13 protein-coding genes are annotated in these 16638 nt (G+C 68.7%); 4 read left to right on the forward strand and 9 right to left on the reverse strand.

Annotated elements, in window-relative coordinates; translation table 11 throughout:
* Positions 1 to 404 (forward strand): hypothetical protein (locus CHC08_RS49505; RefSeq protein ID WP_218825282.1); only part of this gene is annotated, 404 nt, incomplete at its 5' end.
* A gap of 103 nt (positions 405 to 507) precedes the next feature.
* On the opposite strand, the gene CHC08_RS12570 is transcribed toward CHC08_RS49505, so the two are convergent.
* The gene (locus CHC08_RS12570) at positions 508 to 1431 is read right to left on the reverse strand and encodes a tyrosine-type recombinase/integrase (RefSeq protein ID WP_089207433.1); all 924 of its coding nucleotides are present in this window, start codon (positions 1429 to 1431) and stop codon (positions 508 to 510) included.
* 256 nt (positions 1432 to 1687) lie between these two features.
* Here CHC08_RS12570 and CHC08_RS12575 point away from each other — a divergent pair, with 256 nt between their 5' ends.
* Positions 1688 to 2119, forward strand: a complete 432-nt coding sequence (locus tag CHC08_RS12575) for a hypothetical protein (RefSeq protein WP_218825283.1) — start codon at positions 1688 to 1690, stop codon at positions 2117 to 2119.
* Between the two features lie 305 nt (positions 2120 to 2424).
* Here CHC08_RS12575 and CHC08_RS12580 read toward each other — a convergent pair whose 3' ends face one another.
* The 6 genes from CHC08_RS12580 to CHC08_RS12605 form a co-directional block, all read right to left on the reverse strand.
* Positions 2425 to 4356: a serine/threonine-protein kinase gene (locus CHC08_RS12580; protein ID WP_089207434.1), complete on the reverse strand. Its 1932-nt coding sequence runs from the start codon at positions 4354 to 4356 to the stop codon at positions 2425 to 2427.
* Positions 4353 to 5234, reverse strand: a complete 882-nt coding sequence (locus tag CHC08_RS12585; RefSeq protein WP_089207435.1) for a TolB family protein — start codon at positions 5232 to 5234, stop codon at positions 4353 to 4355. Before CHC08_RS12585 ends, CHC08_RS12580 begins: the two co-directional genes overlap by 4 nt.
* A complete protein-coding gene (locus CHC08_RS12590; protein ID WP_089207436.1) occupies positions 5141 to 6295 on the reverse strand; it encodes a serine/threonine-protein kinase in 1155 nt (384 codons plus the stop codon). Before CHC08_RS12590 ends, CHC08_RS12585 begins: the two co-directional genes overlap by 94 nt.
* A gap of 181 nt (positions 6296 to 6476) precedes the next feature.
* Entirely contained in the window at positions 6477 to 7520 is a 1044-nt protein-coding gene (locus tag CHC08_RS12595) for a S66 family peptidase (RefSeq protein ID WP_089207437.1), read from the reverse strand.
* 143 nt (positions 7521 to 7663) lie between these two features.
* Positions 7664 to 10936 carry a caspase, EACC1-associated type gene (locus CHC08_RS12600; RefSeq protein WP_089207438.1) on the reverse strand — a complete coding sequence of 1091 codons (3273 nt, stop codon included), beginning with the start codon at positions 10934 to 10936 and terminating at the stop codon, positions 7664 to 7666.
* A gap of 4 nt (positions 10937 to 10940) precedes the next feature.
* The gene (locus CHC08_RS12605) at positions 10941 to 11309 is read right to left on the reverse strand and encodes an effector-associated constant component EACC1 (protein ID WP_218825284.1); all 369 of its coding nucleotides are present in this window, start codon (positions 11307 to 11309) and stop codon (positions 10941 to 10943) included.
* A gap of 445 nt (positions 11310 to 11754) precedes the next feature.
* Between CHC08_RS12605 and CHC08_RS12610 the strand changes: the two genes are divergently transcribed.
* Complete coding sequence (locus CHC08_RS12610; protein ID WP_089207440.1) at positions 11755 to 12141, forward strand: VOC family protein; 387 nt, start codon at positions 11755 to 11757, stop codon at positions 12139 to 12141.
* Positions 12142 to 12275: 134 nt separating this feature from the next.
* On the opposite strand, the gene CHC08_RS12615 is transcribed toward CHC08_RS12610, so the two are convergent.
* A complete protein-coding gene (locus tag CHC08_RS12615; protein ID WP_218825285.1) occupies positions 12276 to 13997 on the reverse strand; it encodes a benzoate-CoA ligase family protein in 1722 nt (573 codons plus the stop codon).
* A gap of 118 nt (positions 13998 to 14115) precedes the next feature.
* On the opposite strand from CHC08_RS12615, the gene CHC08_RS12620 reads away from it, so the two are divergent.
* On the forward strand, positions 14116 to 14982 hold the full coding sequence (locus CHC08_RS12620; RefSeq protein ID WP_089207441.1) for a PaaX family transcriptional regulator: 867 nt from the start codon (positions 14116 to 14118) through the stop codon (positions 14980 to 14982).
* Positions 14983 to 15102: 120 nt separating this feature from the next.
* Here the strand turns inward: CHC08_RS12620 and boxB are convergent, their stop codons facing one another.
* A complete protein-coding gene (boxB, locus tag CHC08_RS12625; RefSeq protein WP_089207442.1) occupies positions 15103 to 16512 on the reverse strand; it encodes a benzoyl-CoA 2,3-epoxidase subunit BoxB in 1410 nt (469 codons plus the stop codon).
* Positions 16513 to 16638: the final 126 nt, after the last annotated feature.

The following is a 16638-nucleotide window of genomic DNA, read 5'->3' on the forward strand; positions in this document are numbered from 1 at the left end:
AAGAATTCCTCTCCACCTCCTCCCACCTTCTGGAGCTCCCGGTCAAGCCCTCGGTCAGGGCAGCCACCCTGCGTCTCCTCGCCGGACTGCCGACGACCAAGGTGCGCGGCTCGATCACCGACCCTCTGGGACGGACGGGAATCGAGGTCACCTTCACAAAGAGCGAGGGCTTCACCGACGAGTTCGGTACCGATGACGTGGTGGCGCAGCGGTACACCACCATCCTCGACCCGCGGATCGGCACCGTCTTGGCGGTAGACGTCGCGATCGCGGTCGAGAGCACGGAGGGGCTCGCCAAGGGGACGTTCATGGACTATCAGGCATGGGCACCTGAGGCGGGCTGGACTAGCGAACGCCCCGAGCGGCCACGCGGCTGCCGGCTCAGCGACCGTCCGCTCCCGTGACGGGCCGCCCCGGGCAGGCGCGCTCACCACCTTCCTTCCTTTGGTGAATCGGCAGACGAGACTACGGCCCGGCTTACCGCCGACCATGTCGGGATACGGTCTGTCAGCGCCTGCGGGCGGCGGGATCGCGTCCGGCTTGCCAGCACGCGAGCGCTTCCCCGGAGACCCGGGCGTAGCGGGCCAGCGAGGCGACCGAGGTGTGCCCGGAGTAGGCCAGCAGGGTGGAGGTGTTGGCCCCGTCCTCGGCCGCGTGGGTCAGCGCCGAGTGCCGCAGTTGGTGCAGCGTCCAGCCGCCGGTGGCAGCCTCGAACAGCTCGGCCGCCCGCCGGTAGGACAGCCGCGCCTTCCCGCTGCCCGCGTCGATGTCGGCCGGCGGCAGCGCTACCCGGGCCCGCCGGTCGGTGGCGAACACCGGCCCCGTCCGACGCCCCGCTAACAGGCGGGGCAGCAGACGGGCGGTGCCGGTACGCCACACGATCACGTCGACCGCACCGCCCTTGCGCCGGACCCTGGCCCGCCGGTTACGCAGATCCAACTCCTCGGCGTCCAGGCCCAGGACTTCGGAGGACCGCGCTGCGGATTCATACAACAGCCGCCACAGCGTCCGCTCGCGCAGCGCGATCCCCTCCCTGCCAAGCAACTCGGCGACCTCAGCACGATCCAGGGACCGGGTGCGGTCGGCCTCGACCGGTCGGCGCTTGAGCCGGCGCAGCGGGTCCTCGGTGATCCAGCCCTGATCCCGCCACCAGCCACCAGCTGAGGCCAGCGCGTTGAGCCGGGCGTTGACAGTGGCAGCCGATGTCGATCCCCACCGCTCGATGAACCAGGCGGCGACTCGATCGGCCGCAGCTTCCCCCTCGAACACGGTCACCGGAGTGTAGGAGCCGAACTTCTCGGTCAGAGCGCGCAACGCCGTGGCGTAGGCCCGCGCGGTGTTGGGGTTGGACACCCCGGCGAGAAACCCCTCGATCGCGTCCTTGAGCACCGGCGCCTGCCGCTCAGGTTCGATCCTGCGGACCGCTCCCACGACTACCTCCACGCTCTATCGCAGATAACCATGACGTCTGGCCCCGCCCAGCGGAGGCGTTTCTCCAGGACGACACCGACGCTATCGCAGATAATCATTAAGTATCTGCGGTCAATCGTGTCCGAAGGGGGCAGTGCGAAAGTGCACAGCGCTGACCTGTGCGGACAGGGCTTAGCGCACGATTCGGTTCCGATGTTCCTCAGACCCCAACCCCGCGGGAGACGAGCGGCCCGGGACGCGATTCTGGATGACCAGCATGCTCAACGAGGCAGTCGTCCACGGCTTCGACGCAGCCAACGCGGCGGACCGACCGGCCGACCTCGACGCAGACATCGCAGCCGCGCTCATCAGCAACCACCTCGCGATGCTCACCTCCCCCACGTGGGAGATGCAGCGGCCGGCGTCCGCCCATGCCATTCGGGGCACCGGGCAGACCCTGCAGTGGCTGGCCACCGACACCGCGGACGACGCGGGCGCTTGGTTCGTCGAACAGCGGCCTGACGGGGCAACGTGGCAGCCCACAACCCAGCAGGCCGATGTGACGGTGACCGGCCCGGCACGATCGCTGCTGCTGACCTTGACCCGACGTCTCCCTCTCACCGACCGCGAAGCCACCGACATCAGCGTCGACGGCGACACCGACCTCGCCCAGCACTGGCTCGACAACACCGCCCATGTCAGCGGCTGACCGGCACCGAGGCGCCCCACCGCCACGACGAAGGCAACGTTCGGCATGACACCGGTACGAGATGCCGTCATCAGGGAAGCAACGGACGGCGCGGGGGACGTCTTCGCCCACGGGACGTTCAACTTGATCGAGCGACCCGACGAATCAGGAGGTGATCAGCACGTCGCCTGACACGCCGATCCACGGGTCTTGACTATTTCTCTGATCGGTAGCCGCGGCTGTCCGTGCATTGATCACGCAGTCCGGCGGCCGGTGCGGCGGGTTCGTCGGAGACCTTGATGGAGGAACCTGGATCCCCAAGGGGATCACCTGGGCGTGTACCAGAGACTGATCTTGTCGAGCTCCGCGACGGGGCCGTCGGCGAGGACGCGCGCGATCTTGCCGCGAAGGTCCAGCATGACGACCTCTCTGGTCCTGCCCTCGGTCGTGGTGGTGAGGAGGTGCCGGTCGCCCAGCCAGCCGCCGTACCCCATCCCTTCGCCGATCGGGACGGTCGCCCTGCGCTTCGCCGTTTCGGCGTCCCACAGGCACACGTCGCGAGACTTGTCCGGGCAGCGGGTCGTGAAGACCGTCCCCAGGGAGGTGGATCTGACGTCGTCCGCCGTCAGCTCTCCGACTCCGGGAACCGTCCGCAGCACCGAACCGTCCAGGCGGTGAAAGCGGACCGCCCCGTCGGGCCGGGTGTGCATGACCGAGGCCGAGTCCGGGCCCCAGACATACTCGGAGGGATCGGTCTCGTCCGGCACCAGGGCGATGCGAGCCGTGCGCGAGGCCACGTCCACGATCGCGAAACCCCTGCTGTGCGAATCCCCTGTTAGACCCTCGAAGACGGTCAGCAGGACCCTTGTCCCGGTGACGTCCCAGTGGGGGTGGAAGGTGACCATCGGGGAGTCGACGGTCCTGATCTGGACCTCCGGCGCTCCCGCCGCGTCCAGCACCCGCACCAGGTCGAACTCCCCGTTGAGGAACTTGTTGGTCGGGTTGACGACGACGCGCTCGCCGCCCGGGGCCGCGATGGCGGTCATGAGCGTCCCCAGGAACCGGAACTTCGCGGAGCCGTCCTGCCGCAGATAGGTCTCGCTACCGCGCCGCCGGTCCTCGTAGCTGGTCACCCCTTCCGCGTCCGAGGGGTTCTCATGCAGGGTGATCTTCGTTCCCGGGATCTTCAGGTCGGTCGTCGAGGTGGTGGGCATCGGCCCGATCCTCGGTCTCTCCGGGACGGCCGTCGTCGCGGGAACGCTCGGCCTCGCCACCAGCCCCGTGGACGTCTCGCCACTCTCGGTCGTCCTCGTCAGGTAGATCGCGAGGCCGACGACCAGCGCGAGCGCCAGCGCGATGGAACCGGCGATCGCCAGGGGCGCCGGGCGGCGCTTCCCCGGTGGCGGGGTGACGGCCTGCTCGCGGCCCTCGTCCAGCAGTCGCTGCGGTGCCACCGGATGGCCCAGCAACCGCAGCAGCGCCGCCGTGGCCGCCGGCCGTGCCCGCGGATCCTTGGACAGGCACTCTTCCACCAGCTCGCGCAGTTCCTCGTCCAGGTCACCGAGCCGCGGCTCGCCGTTCAGGATCCGGTGGATGACCACGGGCAGCGAGTCGTTCCCGAAGGGCGGTTCCCCCGTCGCCGCGCACACCACCGTCGACGCCCACGCGAACAGGTCCGCCGCCGGCCCCGCCTCAAGCTGTTCGAACTGCTCCGGCGCCATGTACGGCGGGGTCCCGACGAGGTGGTCGAAGGCCGTCGAGGTGGAGTCCAGCGCGCGGGAGATGCCGAAGTCGATCACCCGGGGGCCTTCGCGGGCGAGCAGCACGTTGGCGGGCTTGAAGTCGCGGTGGATGACGCCCGCCTGGTGGATGGCGGCCAGCGCGGTGAGGGTCCCGATCGCCAGCCGGCGCAGCTCGGCGCCGCGCAGCGGCCCGCGCTCCTCGATGACCTGGGCGAGGCTGGGCCCGTCGACGTACTCGCTGAAGATGTACGGCCTGCCGTCGATCTCGCCGTTCTCCAGCACCTGCGCGGTGCAGAAGGCCTTCACCCGGCGGGCCAGCTCGATCTCCCGGTTGAAATCCGCCAGGGTTTGGCCCCCGGTGTCGCCCTGGTTGAGCACCTTCACCGCGACCCGCGTCCCGGACGGGGACTCGGCCAGGTAGACCGTCCCCTGCCCGCCGCGGCCGAGCCTGCCGAGGATCCGGTACGGTCCGATCTCGGCGGGGTCGCCCGGCGCGGGTGGAGTGATTCCGGTCATCGGGCCGCCGGGGTGAAGCTCAGGAAGGCTGTGTTGAGCTTCTTGAGGTCGGCGAGCACCCGGACGGACTTGCCGAAGAAGTCGACCACTTCGACCTTGGCGCTTTTCTTGGAGATTTTCTGGATGAGCAGGTTCTGGTTGTTGAACCAGCCCAGGATCAGGTCGTTCCCCTCGGAGGGGACGGTGTGACGCCGGTTGCCGGTCTTGGTGTCCCACACGCACAGGTCCTTCTCATTGGGGCACACCGTGACGAAGTATGCGCCCGACGGGGAGAACCAGTTCGTGACCCGTGGCTGGCCGACCCAGTGCATCGTCCGGGTGACCTGCCCGTCCGGGCCGTAGATGTCGATCCCGTAGCGCTTGCCGTCGTAGAACCCCCGCGCGACGGAGCCGTCCGGCGTGAACGTGAAGTGCATCGTGTCGGCGCCGACGGCCTCGGTGAGCACCCGGGTAGCCTTGCGTGCCACCACGTCCACCACCACGAACCCGTCGGACACACCCTTGGCCGGATCCCGCACCGACAGCAGGACCTTGGAGCCGTCCGCGGACCACACGGGGCTGTGATCCTGCCACGGCTGCTCGACGGTCGGCACGCTGAACTCCGTACCGGTCGCCAGGTCTCGGATCTTCAGATAGTCGAAGGTCGAGTCGGTGAACTTCGCGAGCGGGTCCAGCGCTACCTTGTCGCCCTGCGGCGACAGCACCGGCTGCAGGGCGGTGCCCACCTGTGTGAAGGTGTCCTTGCCCTTAGCCCTGGCGAACGATCCGAAGGGCTGGGCGACGCTCAGGTAGCCACCCAGCCTGACGGTGTCCTTCGGATTCTCGTGCAGGGTGATGCTCGTCCCGGCCAGCTCGATGTCCGTGGTGGGCTTCTCCACCTTTTCGAAGGGAGCCTCGGTGACGTTCGGGCTGCTCTGGGGCTGGGGGGTGAAGGCGGGGGCGAGCGCACCCTGCGCGGTACTCGGTGAGGCGCTTGGTAAGGAGCTCGGCGCGGCGACGGGCGACGGGCTCCCCGACACGCTGAGGTAGACCGCGCCCCGGAGACCAGGGCGACGGCCATCGCGCCCGCGGCCAGCAGCAGCGGGCGGAGGCGCCGGACCGGGCGGGTGGCGGGCCCGGCGGGTGAGAGGTGGGCGACGGACATGAGGTCGGAGGTCAGGAGTTCCCCGACCAGGCGGAGCAGGGCGTCGCTCGCGCTTGGCCGCCGGGCCGGGTCCTTGGCGAGGCAGGCGGTGACCAGCCCGCGCAGGTCGTCGGGGAGCGCGTCGAGGTCGGGCTCGTCGTTGATGATCCGGTTGACCGTGCCCGACATCGACCCGGCGTCGAAGGGGGAGCGGCCGGAGGCGGCGAAGGCGATGGTCGCCCCCCAGGAGAACAGGTCCCCGGCGGGTTCGGGGGAGGCGCCCCTGAGCTTCTCTGGCGGGGTGTAGGCGGGGACGTCGACCCTGCGCGTCTCGGTGGACGCGGTCGCCTCCAGTGCCCGTGCCATGCCGAGGTCGATCACCCTCGGCCCGTCGGGACCGAACAGCACGCTGCCGGGGCGCAGATCGCCGTGGACCGTCCCCGCCTGGTGGATGGCGACCAGCGCGGTCATCGTCCCGACGGCCAGCCGGTGGAGCGCGGCCGCCTCCAGGACGCCCCCGGAGGCCACCGTCTCCTCCAGCGTCGGGCCGTCGATGTACTCGCTGACGATGTACGGCCTGCCGTCGTCCACCCCGCTGTCCAGGACCTGCGCGGTGCAGAAGGCGGGGATCTCCCGCAGCGGTTCCATCGCCTCCCGGAACCGGTCGAGATCCACGTCCGCGGGCAGCAGCCGCACGACCACCCGGTCCCCCGAGGGGGATCTGGCGAGGTAGACGGAATCGCCCAGCCGTTCCGTGACCTGGTAGTCGTTCACGCTCTCGGGATCCCCCGCCTGCACGGGAGCGGCGTCCGGCATGGTGTGGCTTCCTCTCCGAGGACTCCATTCGGGATCACCAATTATGGTGATTCAGCCGTACAAAGTGGAGGATCCAGCTAGAGACTCATGTTGAATTCGATCAGTACGTCGCGATGATTCGCCGGGCCGGGCCGTCAATGCGCACCCGGCCGCGCGCGAGGGAAACTCTTGTTGAATCCGATCAGTACGTCACGGTGATGCGCCGGGCCGGGCCGTCAACGCGCACCCGGCCCCCGTAGGGGATCACCAGCTGCGGGTCGGTGTGCCCGAAGTCCACGTCGAAGACCACCATCACCCCGGGCGCGTAGACCGCCAGGGCCCGGGACGCGGCCTCGCGCTGCTCCCCGGCGTAGGCGGCCTTCTCCTCCGGGCTGTTGCGCCGATCGAGGGACCACGCCTTGGGCCGGGCGAGGAGGATCGCGGGGAACTGCCGCAGGAGACCGCGCTCGCCCATGTTGCGCAGGATCCGGAAGACCTCGGTGGCCGAGGGCAGCTCCTCGCTGGTCTCCAGCAGGAGGATCATGCCCCGGTAGGCCTCGGGGGGCCGGATGTCCCGATCGGCCATCAGCAACCAGGAGAGAATCTCCAGGTTGCCGCCCCAGGTGGTCGACTCCACCACCCGGTCCGCGTTGTGCCAGGACCAGCCGGAGGAGGCCTCCATGGAGGGCGGGGAGTCGAAGGACTCCGGGTCGCCCCAGTCCTTGTCGACGTCGCCGTACTCGGTGTTCTCCGGGAGCGTGAACTCGCCGGAGGTGAGCAGCGCGGCGCGCAGCGAGTCGGCGGTCAGGGGGTGCATGCCGCCGCAGCGCCCGAACTGGACCATCACCGAACCGCCGTGGTAACCGACGACGCCGAGGTTCGACAGGTAGGCCAGCAGGTTCGTGTTGTCGCTGTAGCCGAAGAAGGGCTTGGGATTGGCGCGGATCAGCTCGCCGTCCAGGTACGGGGTCACGGTGATCTGGTCCTCGCCCCCGATGCTGGCGATGATCGCTTTGATCTCGGGGTCGCCGAAGGCGGCGTTGATGTCCGCGGCCCGGTCGGCCGCCGTCGCGCCCATGCGGCGAGTGGTGGGATATTCCACCGGGATCAGGCCGAAGTCGTCGCGCAGCCGCTGGATCCCCGTGTCGAAGGGGCGGGGGAACAGGCCGGGCAGACCGGCCGAGGTGGACAGCACCGCCACCTTGTCGCCGGGCCTGGGCTTCGGGGGATACACCGGTTCGTACATTCCCAGACCGTACCAACGGAGATCAAAGACGCGCCGCCCAATATCGGGCATGAACCGGCCCTGCCGCCGGATCATGACCCGGCCCGTTGAGCGGTGAGGGTCCGGCTCGGAAGCAGGCGGTGCCGCCGTCTGTTCGAAGATCACTATTCGAAGATCGGGGTCAGTTCGCTCTCATAAGCGGGAGCATCGATGATCGAGACGCCGACGGCGGTTGCGGCGTAGACGTAGTGGCCATTGGGGTTCGCCGCTATTCCCAGGGCGTACGCACCGACCTTGATCGGTCTGGGCGAGACCCTGTGCTTCAACGTGTCGATGGCGAGGACGGCGTTCGACCAGCCGTTGGTGACGTATACCCAGCCACCTTCCGGGCTGACGGTGATTCCCGACCAGCCGGTGACGTGGGTCCTTTTAGAAGCGGCATCGATGCTCAGGTCGAACGGTTTTCCGATGGTTTTTCCGGTCGCCGTGTCGATCACTGTGACGCCTTCACCGGTGAAATTCCATATGCCGCCAGTGCTGACGTAGAGGCGGAGACCGTCCGGGCTGATCGCCAGCCCTCCTGGACGGTTGGCGACAGGGATGGGTTTCCCCACGTTCGTGTTCGTGGCCGTGTCGATGACGGACACCTGGTTCGAGCCGCTGTCGGCGACGTAGACGCGATGGCCGTCCGGGCTGACCACGAGTCCCTTGGGCGCCTGGCCGACGGGAATCGACTGCCCGATGGTCGTGTTCGTGGCCGTGTCGATCACGGACACGGTGCCGGATTCGCTGTTCGAGACATATACGCGCTTGCCGTCCGGAGCCACGGCGACGTCCGCGGGCCTCTTGCCCACGGGGATCGGCTTCCCGACGGCCGTGTTCGACTCGAGGTCGACCACCCTGACCGTGTTGGTGTCATGGCGGGTGACATAGGCACGGCGGCCATCCGGGGTGACTGCCATCTGGTAGAAGGCCTGGTAGCCGTTTCCGAGGACGATCGGCTGCCCGACAGTGAGGTTCGTAGCGGTGTCGACCGTCCACATCCGCGTCCCGCCGGAAGCGATGATGTCGCCGATGACATACAGGCGGCGACCGTCCGGACTTGCGGCGACGGAGGTCAACAAAACGGGAACCCGGTCGTAGAAGGCGATGGTCGAGCCTGCAAACACCATCGCGAACATAAGGGCCAGTACGACGAGGAAGCCGACGCGACCGTTCGAGCGTGAGGGACTGGCCGGCTGCGACGCCGCGATGGTGTCCTGCGCGGAGGGTCGTGCGGTTGGATCGGCCACGCGCAGCCACAGGCCGGCGGCCAGAAGTAGCAGCAGCGTGCATCCGAACCCGACGACCTCGTTGAGTTCCAACAACTCGCTGCCCCGGACGAGCGCGAAGCCGGTGGCGAAGATCGCCGTGCCGCCGGCTATCCAGCCCCCGAGCAGCGAGAGCTCCAGTCGACGCGAGGCCGAGGTGACCGCGCCCGCCGGCAGGAAGAGCGCGAGCACCGCCACCACGAAGAACGGCGCGACCCAGACCTGTAGGTTCTCGCCCATCCGTTTCGCGGCAGCCACCTCCGCCAACTGGCCGAGCAGGAGCGATGCCCCGAAGAAGGCAAGGACGAACACGCTCCGCCTGACGGGGGCCCGGGGCATGGCGAGTACGAAGCGCACGGCCGGGTCCCGCCACAACGCGAGCCCGGCGCAGAAGGCCGCCAGGAGCAGGATCGCGTATCCCACGGGCTCGACCCAGAGTCTGCCACCGAAGTCCGGGTCCAATTTGAAATCACCGGCGAAGAACGCCAGGCCCCATACAGATGCGGCACCCGCGCCGATCAGGAACCCCGGCCCGATGAGAGATCTCGTCCGCGGCAGGAGCGTCAGCGCGGCTGCGACCACGGCCAGCATCGCCATGCCGGCCGTGTACCACGCCATGATCGCCCCGGCGCCCGCCGGGTGGCTGAAGAAGGAAGCGTCGTCGATCATGGCGGACTCCGCGAGGGAGCCGTGCCATGCCGCTTCCCCCACGGCCAGCAGCACCCCGGCCAAGACCGCCAGGACCCCGGCCACCACCTGGATGTGCCGCCCCACCGCCCGGACGGCGCGCATCGCCTTTCCGGGCCGCCCGGCCGAGACCATCGCGGACCGCGATTCCTTGCCCCCGGCACTCTCCGTCGACGCCGATCCGACTTCGGCACCCGCTGTGACGACGTCTCCGGGGGAATCGACGGTGAGGCTCGCATCGGCCGGGGATGTCATGAGGTCCGCGTCGGCCCCGGGATGCTCCGTGGATGCTGTGACCTCCACGACATCCACGGGATGCTCCGTGGATGTCACGGCATCCGCAACGGCCGGGAAACGCTCAGGGGGTGCCACGGGATCTGCGCCTGATGGGAAAGGTTCCGGGTCCGGGGACGTCACGGCGTCCGCGGCCACCGACGGTGCCGGTATCGGTCCTGCTACCTGTGGCTCAGGGACGCGCGGAGAGTCGGACGGACGCTCGGTGAGGGACCGCAGCCGAACCGAGGCCGCGGTCGAGACGAGCTTGCTGTCATCGTCGACCAGGCGTTCGATCTCGTCGCGCACGGCGGTGCGCACGACGTCGTTGCCGATCCGGTGGAGACGAGTGAGCCCCTCCAGTGCGCCGAGCCGATCCGACGCGATCGGACTGCCGAGCGCGTTGCGCAGATGCGTCGGCAGGGACCAGTTGATGTTCTGGGCGATGACGATGCGACCCTCGACGTCGTCCTGTTTCTTGGGCCGCTGCTGCGGCATCTCCTCCACCACGCGCTCGTGCACGTAGCTGTACAGCTCGTCGACGGTGATGTCCCCGTCCCCGTCCAGATCGGCCTGGCCGTTCCTCAGGCCCTCCACCAGGTAGCGGGTGAACACCGACTGCGCCGCCTCGCCGTGCAGCCGGTTGCCCTCGAAGGAGTACTGGGTGGAGTCGGAGGCGGTCAGGACGGTGCGCCCCCGGCCACGGAACCGTTCCAGAGAATGCACGTCGGGGTCGCCCTTCGCCAGGTGTCCCGACGGAAAGGCACCGCTGTAGCAGCAGTCGAGGATCAGGACCTTCTGCCGGGAGGCGCACCCCTCCATCGCATGGTCGATCTGCTCGGCGGAGAGCGACGTGAACAGAAGGCTGTCTCGGCGCGTGTTGGCCATCGCCAGGAACAGCCGGCCGTTGTCGTCCTTGAGACCATGGCCGGTGAAGTACAGCAACGTCAGGTCGTCCCGCCGCCGGTCCCGATACAGGTCGCCGATGGCCTCGCCCACCCGGTGGTGCGGCTCGTTGATCAACGCGGTGACCTCGAAACCGGCGATTTGGGGGTCCCGCAGGACAGCGGCGAACGACTCCGCGTCGTGCGCGGGAGATGTCAACCGTCGTAGTCCGGGATCCTGATATGCGTAGCTGGCGATCACCAGCGCCAGTCGCCGTCCCATGGAACTATCGCTTCGAATGGCGGCGCAGATACGCGTCGACGATATCGCGCTGCTGGTCGGCCGACGCCCGCTCCAACTCGATGGTGTCTCCATCGATGGTCACTGAAACCCGGTGCCTCCCAGACTGGCGGCCGAGCCAGTCCCGCACAGTCTCGATCAATGCGGTGAAGACCCCGCCGGAGACGCTCAGCGCGACCACGATCGCCCCCAGCGTCACCGGATCGCTGCCCTTCGCGCCCGCTGGGACCACGTCATCCGCCGCCCAGCCGATCGACTCCACGTCGAGCTCGGCGAGTTCGGTGCGCAACTGCCTGGTAAGCCGCTCGACTTCCTCCGGCTCCACATCTGCGTCAGGAACGACAACCAGCGCCAAGCGGAGATCCTCGCCCGCACCTATGTCGCTACTCATGCGCGTCTCACCTCATAGGAACGGCAATCCACGCTCGATCATCCTCTTGGCCGACCGGCACTGGCAAGGGGCAAGGATCCCTGAATTTTTCAGTGCCAAAATACTCTTTGAGTACATAAGTCGCTAATTTAATACGAAAGGTAATTTTTCTCTCATAGTTATGGCTTTTGCCCCTTAGTCCCGTGAGCAGGATGAAAACGATCGGTCGATCCCGTCCGGGTGCCGACTGATTTGGTTAAAGCGAAATCAACGATATGACCGCGAAAAATCCCCGGTTCCGGTGCGATGCCGGATTCGCCGTGACAGCGGCGGCGAATGCTGCCTACTATCGCGATCCGGCACCGGATGCTGTCACCGTCCGGGTGAGGCACGCGTGGTGCTCGTGAGATGCCCGTGGAGGCATTCCACCGTGTCAGTCGAACTGAACCACACCATCGTCAGGGCCCGTGACAGGCGGGCTTCCGCCGAGTTCACGGCCACCATCCTGGGCTTGGAGGTCGGAGCGCCCTTCGGCCCGTTCCTTCCCGTGGTGACCGCCAACGGCGTCACCCTGGACTTCGCGAACAGCGACCCGGATGAGATCGTCCCGCAGCACTACGCGTTTCTGGTGTCCGAGGAGGACTTCGACGCGATCTTCCAGCGGATCCGGCAGGCCGGGCTCACCTACTACGCCGATCCGTCCCGCAGCCGCCCAGGAGAGATCAACCGCAACGACGGCGGGCGCGGCGCCTACTTCGAGGACCCCGACGGCCACTTCCTGGAGATCCTCACCCGCCCCTACGGCAGCGGCGGGTGAGGAACAGTCCCCGTGAGGGCAGCGGCTGATGAGGAACAGTCCCCGTGAGGGCAGCGGCGGGTGATGAATAGTCCTCGTGAGGCAGGGGCCACCGCCGCTCCGTTCACGGGGCGAAAGCGGACGAGCCGCCGGTCTCACCGTACGGGGCGCTCGCGGTTTCCCAGCCGGTCGGCGGCGATCCGCCTGATGACGACGCGCTGGACTTTGCCGGTGGCCGTCCTGGGCAGCTCGTCGAGCACCAGCACCTCGCGAGGGCGTTTGAAGGGGGCCAGTTCAGCGCGGCAGAACGCGATCAGCTCGCCGGTGTCCACCTGCCGCCCGGCGGCGGGGACGACGCAGGCGACGGGTTTCTCCAGACCGTCCCCGTCGGTGTAGGCGACCACCGCGCACTCGGCGACCGATTCGTGCTGGAGGAGCCGGGCCTCGACCTCCATGGGCGACACCCAGATGCCGCCCGCTTTGATCATGTCGTTGGAGCGGCCGAGGCAGGTGTAGAAGCCGTCGTCGGAACGGGTGTAGGTGTCACCGGTGCGCAGCCACTCACCCTGGAAGACCTGCCGGGTGACGGCGGTTCGGCACCAGTAACCGGTGGCGATGGAGTCGCCGCGGACGTACAGGTTGCCCGGCTCGTCATCCTTGACCGGGGAACCCTCCTCGTCCAGCAGCCTGGCCTCGTAGCCCGGCACGACCGTGCCCGAGGTGCCCGGCCTCACCGCTCCCGGCCGGTTGGAGATGAAGATGTGCAGGGCCTCGGTGGAGCCGAGACCGTCGATGATGTCCACGCCGTAGCGGGCCGTGAACCTGCGGTGGATCTCCGCGGGGAGGGCCTCACCCGCGGAGACGGCCAGCCGTACGGAGGTGAAGGCCTCGGCGGGCGCGTCGGCGGCGAGCAGCGCGGCGAAGAACGACGGCCCGGCGAAGAACAGCGTCGGCCGGTCCTCGGCCAGTCGCGCCGCGACGCCAGCCGGGGTGGCGCGGGCCGGGTCCAGGATCGTGGTCGCCCCCGCGGCGAGGGGAAAGAACATCGAGTTGCCCATGCCGTAGGCGAAGAACAGCCGGGCCACGGAGAAACACCGGTCGTCGGCCGCGATGCCCAGGACCTGGCTGCCGTAGGTCTCGCAGACGCTCTTGATGCCGTGGTGCCGGTGCATGGCCGCCTTCGGCGTCCCGGTCGTGCCCGAGGTGTACAGCCACAGCGCGGGCGAGTCGGCCCAGGTCTCGTACGGCTCCGCCGGGCCGGCCAGGCGGCCCTCGGCCAGGACGTCGGCCCAGGCCCGCACGTCGGGGCCGTCCTCGGCCTCGGACGCCAGGGCTCGCAGGGCGGTGTCGTCCTCCGCCTTGGTCAGCAGGCCGTCGGCCACGATGAGGGCCTCGGTCTCCGGTGGCAGGACGCGCACGCCGGTGACGTCCTCCATCCTGGGAGGCGGGTCGCCGGCGATGATGAGGGTCTCGGCCTCGGGGGCGTGGGCGAGCGCCTCCCTGACGGCCGTCTCGAACTCCGGCGTCGTCACCACCACGCGAGCTCGGGCGTCGCGCAGGAGGATGTCGAGCTCGGCGCCGTTGTACATGGTGGACACCGGTACGGCCACCGCGCCCATCCGCATGACGGCGAGGATGGTGACGAGCGTCTCCGGCCGGTCGGACATGACCAGGAAGACCCGGTCCTCGGGTCTGACCCCGGCGGCGCCCAGGCCTGATGCGAACTCCCCGGCCCGCGCGGCGAGCTCGGCGTAGGTGAGGGTTCCGGCGGGTCCCGCGACGGCGATCCGGTCGCCGTGGCCGGCCTCTACCTGGCGGTCCACGAGATAGACGCTGGCGTTGAACGACTCGGGCGCACCGGACATGGTCGTCCCCATCTGTCGACGGAACATCGTAGGCAAATCTTCTACACAGAATTAATGTGCCGTCAATAACTTGTAGCATTGATGTGCTGGAATACTGTCCGGCAGTTTCGAGAGAGGAATCCAGTCGTCCATGCCCCGCGCACCGCACGAGCCGGCGACGGCCAGGCCGTCCTACTCCCGCCGCCACCAGGCGGGCTCCGGTAGCGCCCGGTCGCTGCTGCTCACCGTTCTGGGTGAGTACGTCCTGCCGCGCGTGGAGCCCGCGTGGACCTCGACGCTGCTGCACGTGCTGGGCGGGCTGGGCGTGGAGGAGAAGTCCACCCGCCAGTCCCTGGCCCGGATGGCCGCCGACGGGTGGATCGTCGCCGAGCGGTCCGGAAGAAGGGTCCGCTGGGCGCTGACCCCGCACGGACGCGAGCTCCTGACCGAGGGGGCCGAGCGCATCTACTCCTTCGGCCGCGACCGCGACTCCTGGGACGGCCGCTGGCTCGTGCTGATCGCCACCGTGCCGGAGAGCAGGAGAGAGCTCCGCCACCAGCTGCGCACGCGGTTGACCTGGGCCGGATTCGGCAGCCCCGCTCCCGGCATGTGGGTCAGCCCGCACGTGTCGCGCGAGGCCGAGGCCAAGCAGGTCGTCGAGCAGCTCGGCCTGGACGTGGCCGCGTTCTCCTTCAGCGGCCCCTACGCCGGCATCGGCTCCGAGCGCACCCTCGTGGAGCAGGCCTGGCACCTGGGCGACCTGGCCGCGGACTATGAGGATTTCATCCAGGAGTTCGCCGGACTCCGTCCCGAGCCCGGCGACCCGGCGCTGTTCGCCCAGATCCGTCTGGTGCACGACTGGCGACGTTTCCCGTCGCTGGACCCGCAGCTGCCTCCGGATCTGCTGCCGCCCGACTGGATCGGCATCCGCGCGGCCAACGTCTTCAACGATCTGCACCAGGCCTGGCACCAGAGCTCCCAGCGGCACTGGGACACGCTGTGCGCGGCCGAGGAGTGACCACCTGATCCGTGTACGGAGCCCGAACGCGTGGGGCGTCCCGGGCCGAGTACGGACTACGGCGAGCGCCTCGAACACGGAGGACGTCCCGTAACGGAACCGCTCGGCGCGGGAGCGCCCTCAGAAGTGGACGTACTCGTAGTCGAGGGGCCGGTTGTTGATGCCGTTGCGGGGCGGCGCGACCCAGGCGGCGATCTTCCCCGGTTCGTAGACGGGACGCATCAGCGACAGGACGTGGGTCTTGTCGTCGGGAGTGGGCAGCCATCGGTCCCGGCCCGCCTCCCACGCGACCCGGTCGAGGATCCGCCCGTCGGGAGTGACGTGGTGCCCGGCGAAGGCGCCGACCTGCCGGTTGAAGCCGATGTGCGGGAGATGCAGCGCCGCGTCGATGCCGTGGCCGGTCAGGATGCGGTTCCAGCGGGTGATGCCGGTGCCGCAGTCGGCGATGTACTCACCGCGCAGGTCCGCGTTGAGCGCGGTCAGCGCCGGGAGCCGGAGGTTGGCGATGCGGCCGTTCTCGACGTGCTGGACGGTGGCGACGGCCTCGGTCAGCAGGTGGTCGTCCCCGCGGCGTTCCTCCTGCCAGCGGCCCTTGAGCCCGGCGGTGAAGTAGTTGGCCACGTTGGTGGAGGTCTCGCCGCCGAACAGGTCGAGGCTGACGCTGTAGTGGAAGTTGACGTACTTCTGGATAACGTCGAGCGGGATGCCGCCGAAACGGCCGATGTCGTCGGTGTTGTGCTCGCGCATCAGCTGGGCGGTGCGCTCGACCACCCGGTCCACGCCGGTGGTGCCCACGAACATGTGGTGGGCCTCCTCCTTCAGCATGAACTCGCACGTACGGCTCAGCGGGTCGAAGGCCGACTCCTTGAGCGTGCCGAGCTGATACTTGCCGTCGCGGTCGGTGAAGTAGGTGAACATGTAGAACGACAGCCAGTCGGGGGTCTCCTCGTTGAACGCGCCCAGGATGCGCGGGGAGTCCTCGCTGCCGGAGTTGCGCAGCAGCAGCGCGTCGGCCTCGTCCCGTCCGGTGCGGCCGAAGTAGGCGTGCAGCAGATAGACCATCGCCCAGAGGTGACGGCCCTCCTCCACGTTGACCTGGAACAGGTTGCGCAGGTCGTACAGCGAGGGGGCGCTCAGCCCGAGTCGGCGCTGCTGCTCCACCGAGGCGGGTTCGGTGTCGCCCTGCACCACGATGAGCCGCTGCAGCTCGGCCCGGTATTCTCCCGGCACCTGCTGCCAGACCGGCCGGCCCATGTTCTGGCCGAAGGCGATGCGCCGGTCGGGGTCGCGCTCAGCCAGGAAGATCCCCCATCGATACTCGGGCAGTGCGACATGGCCGAAGTGGGCCCAGCCCTCCCGGCCCACGTCGATGGCGGTGCGCAGGTAGACGTCCTGGGTGGGCAGGGTGGGACCCATCTCGCCCCACCACCGCAGGAACCTGGGCTGCCAGGACTCCAGCGCCCGCTGCAACCGCCGGTCGCCGGACAGGTCGACGTTGTTGGGGATGCGCTCGGTGTAGTCGATGGACATCTCAGACTCGCCTCCGGTCGACGTCGCTGGGGATGTGGTCGGCGGACATCACAGGCTCGCCCTGGTCGGAGGCCGCGTTGCGGAGGGTGTGGTCGATGGACATCTCAGACTCGCCTCGGTTAGGGG

It is taken from the genome of Streptosporangium subroseum (assembly GCF_900188345.1).
GTDB lineage: Bacteria > Actinomycetota > Actinomycetes > Streptosporangiales > Streptosporangiaceae > Streptosporangium > Streptosporangium subroseum.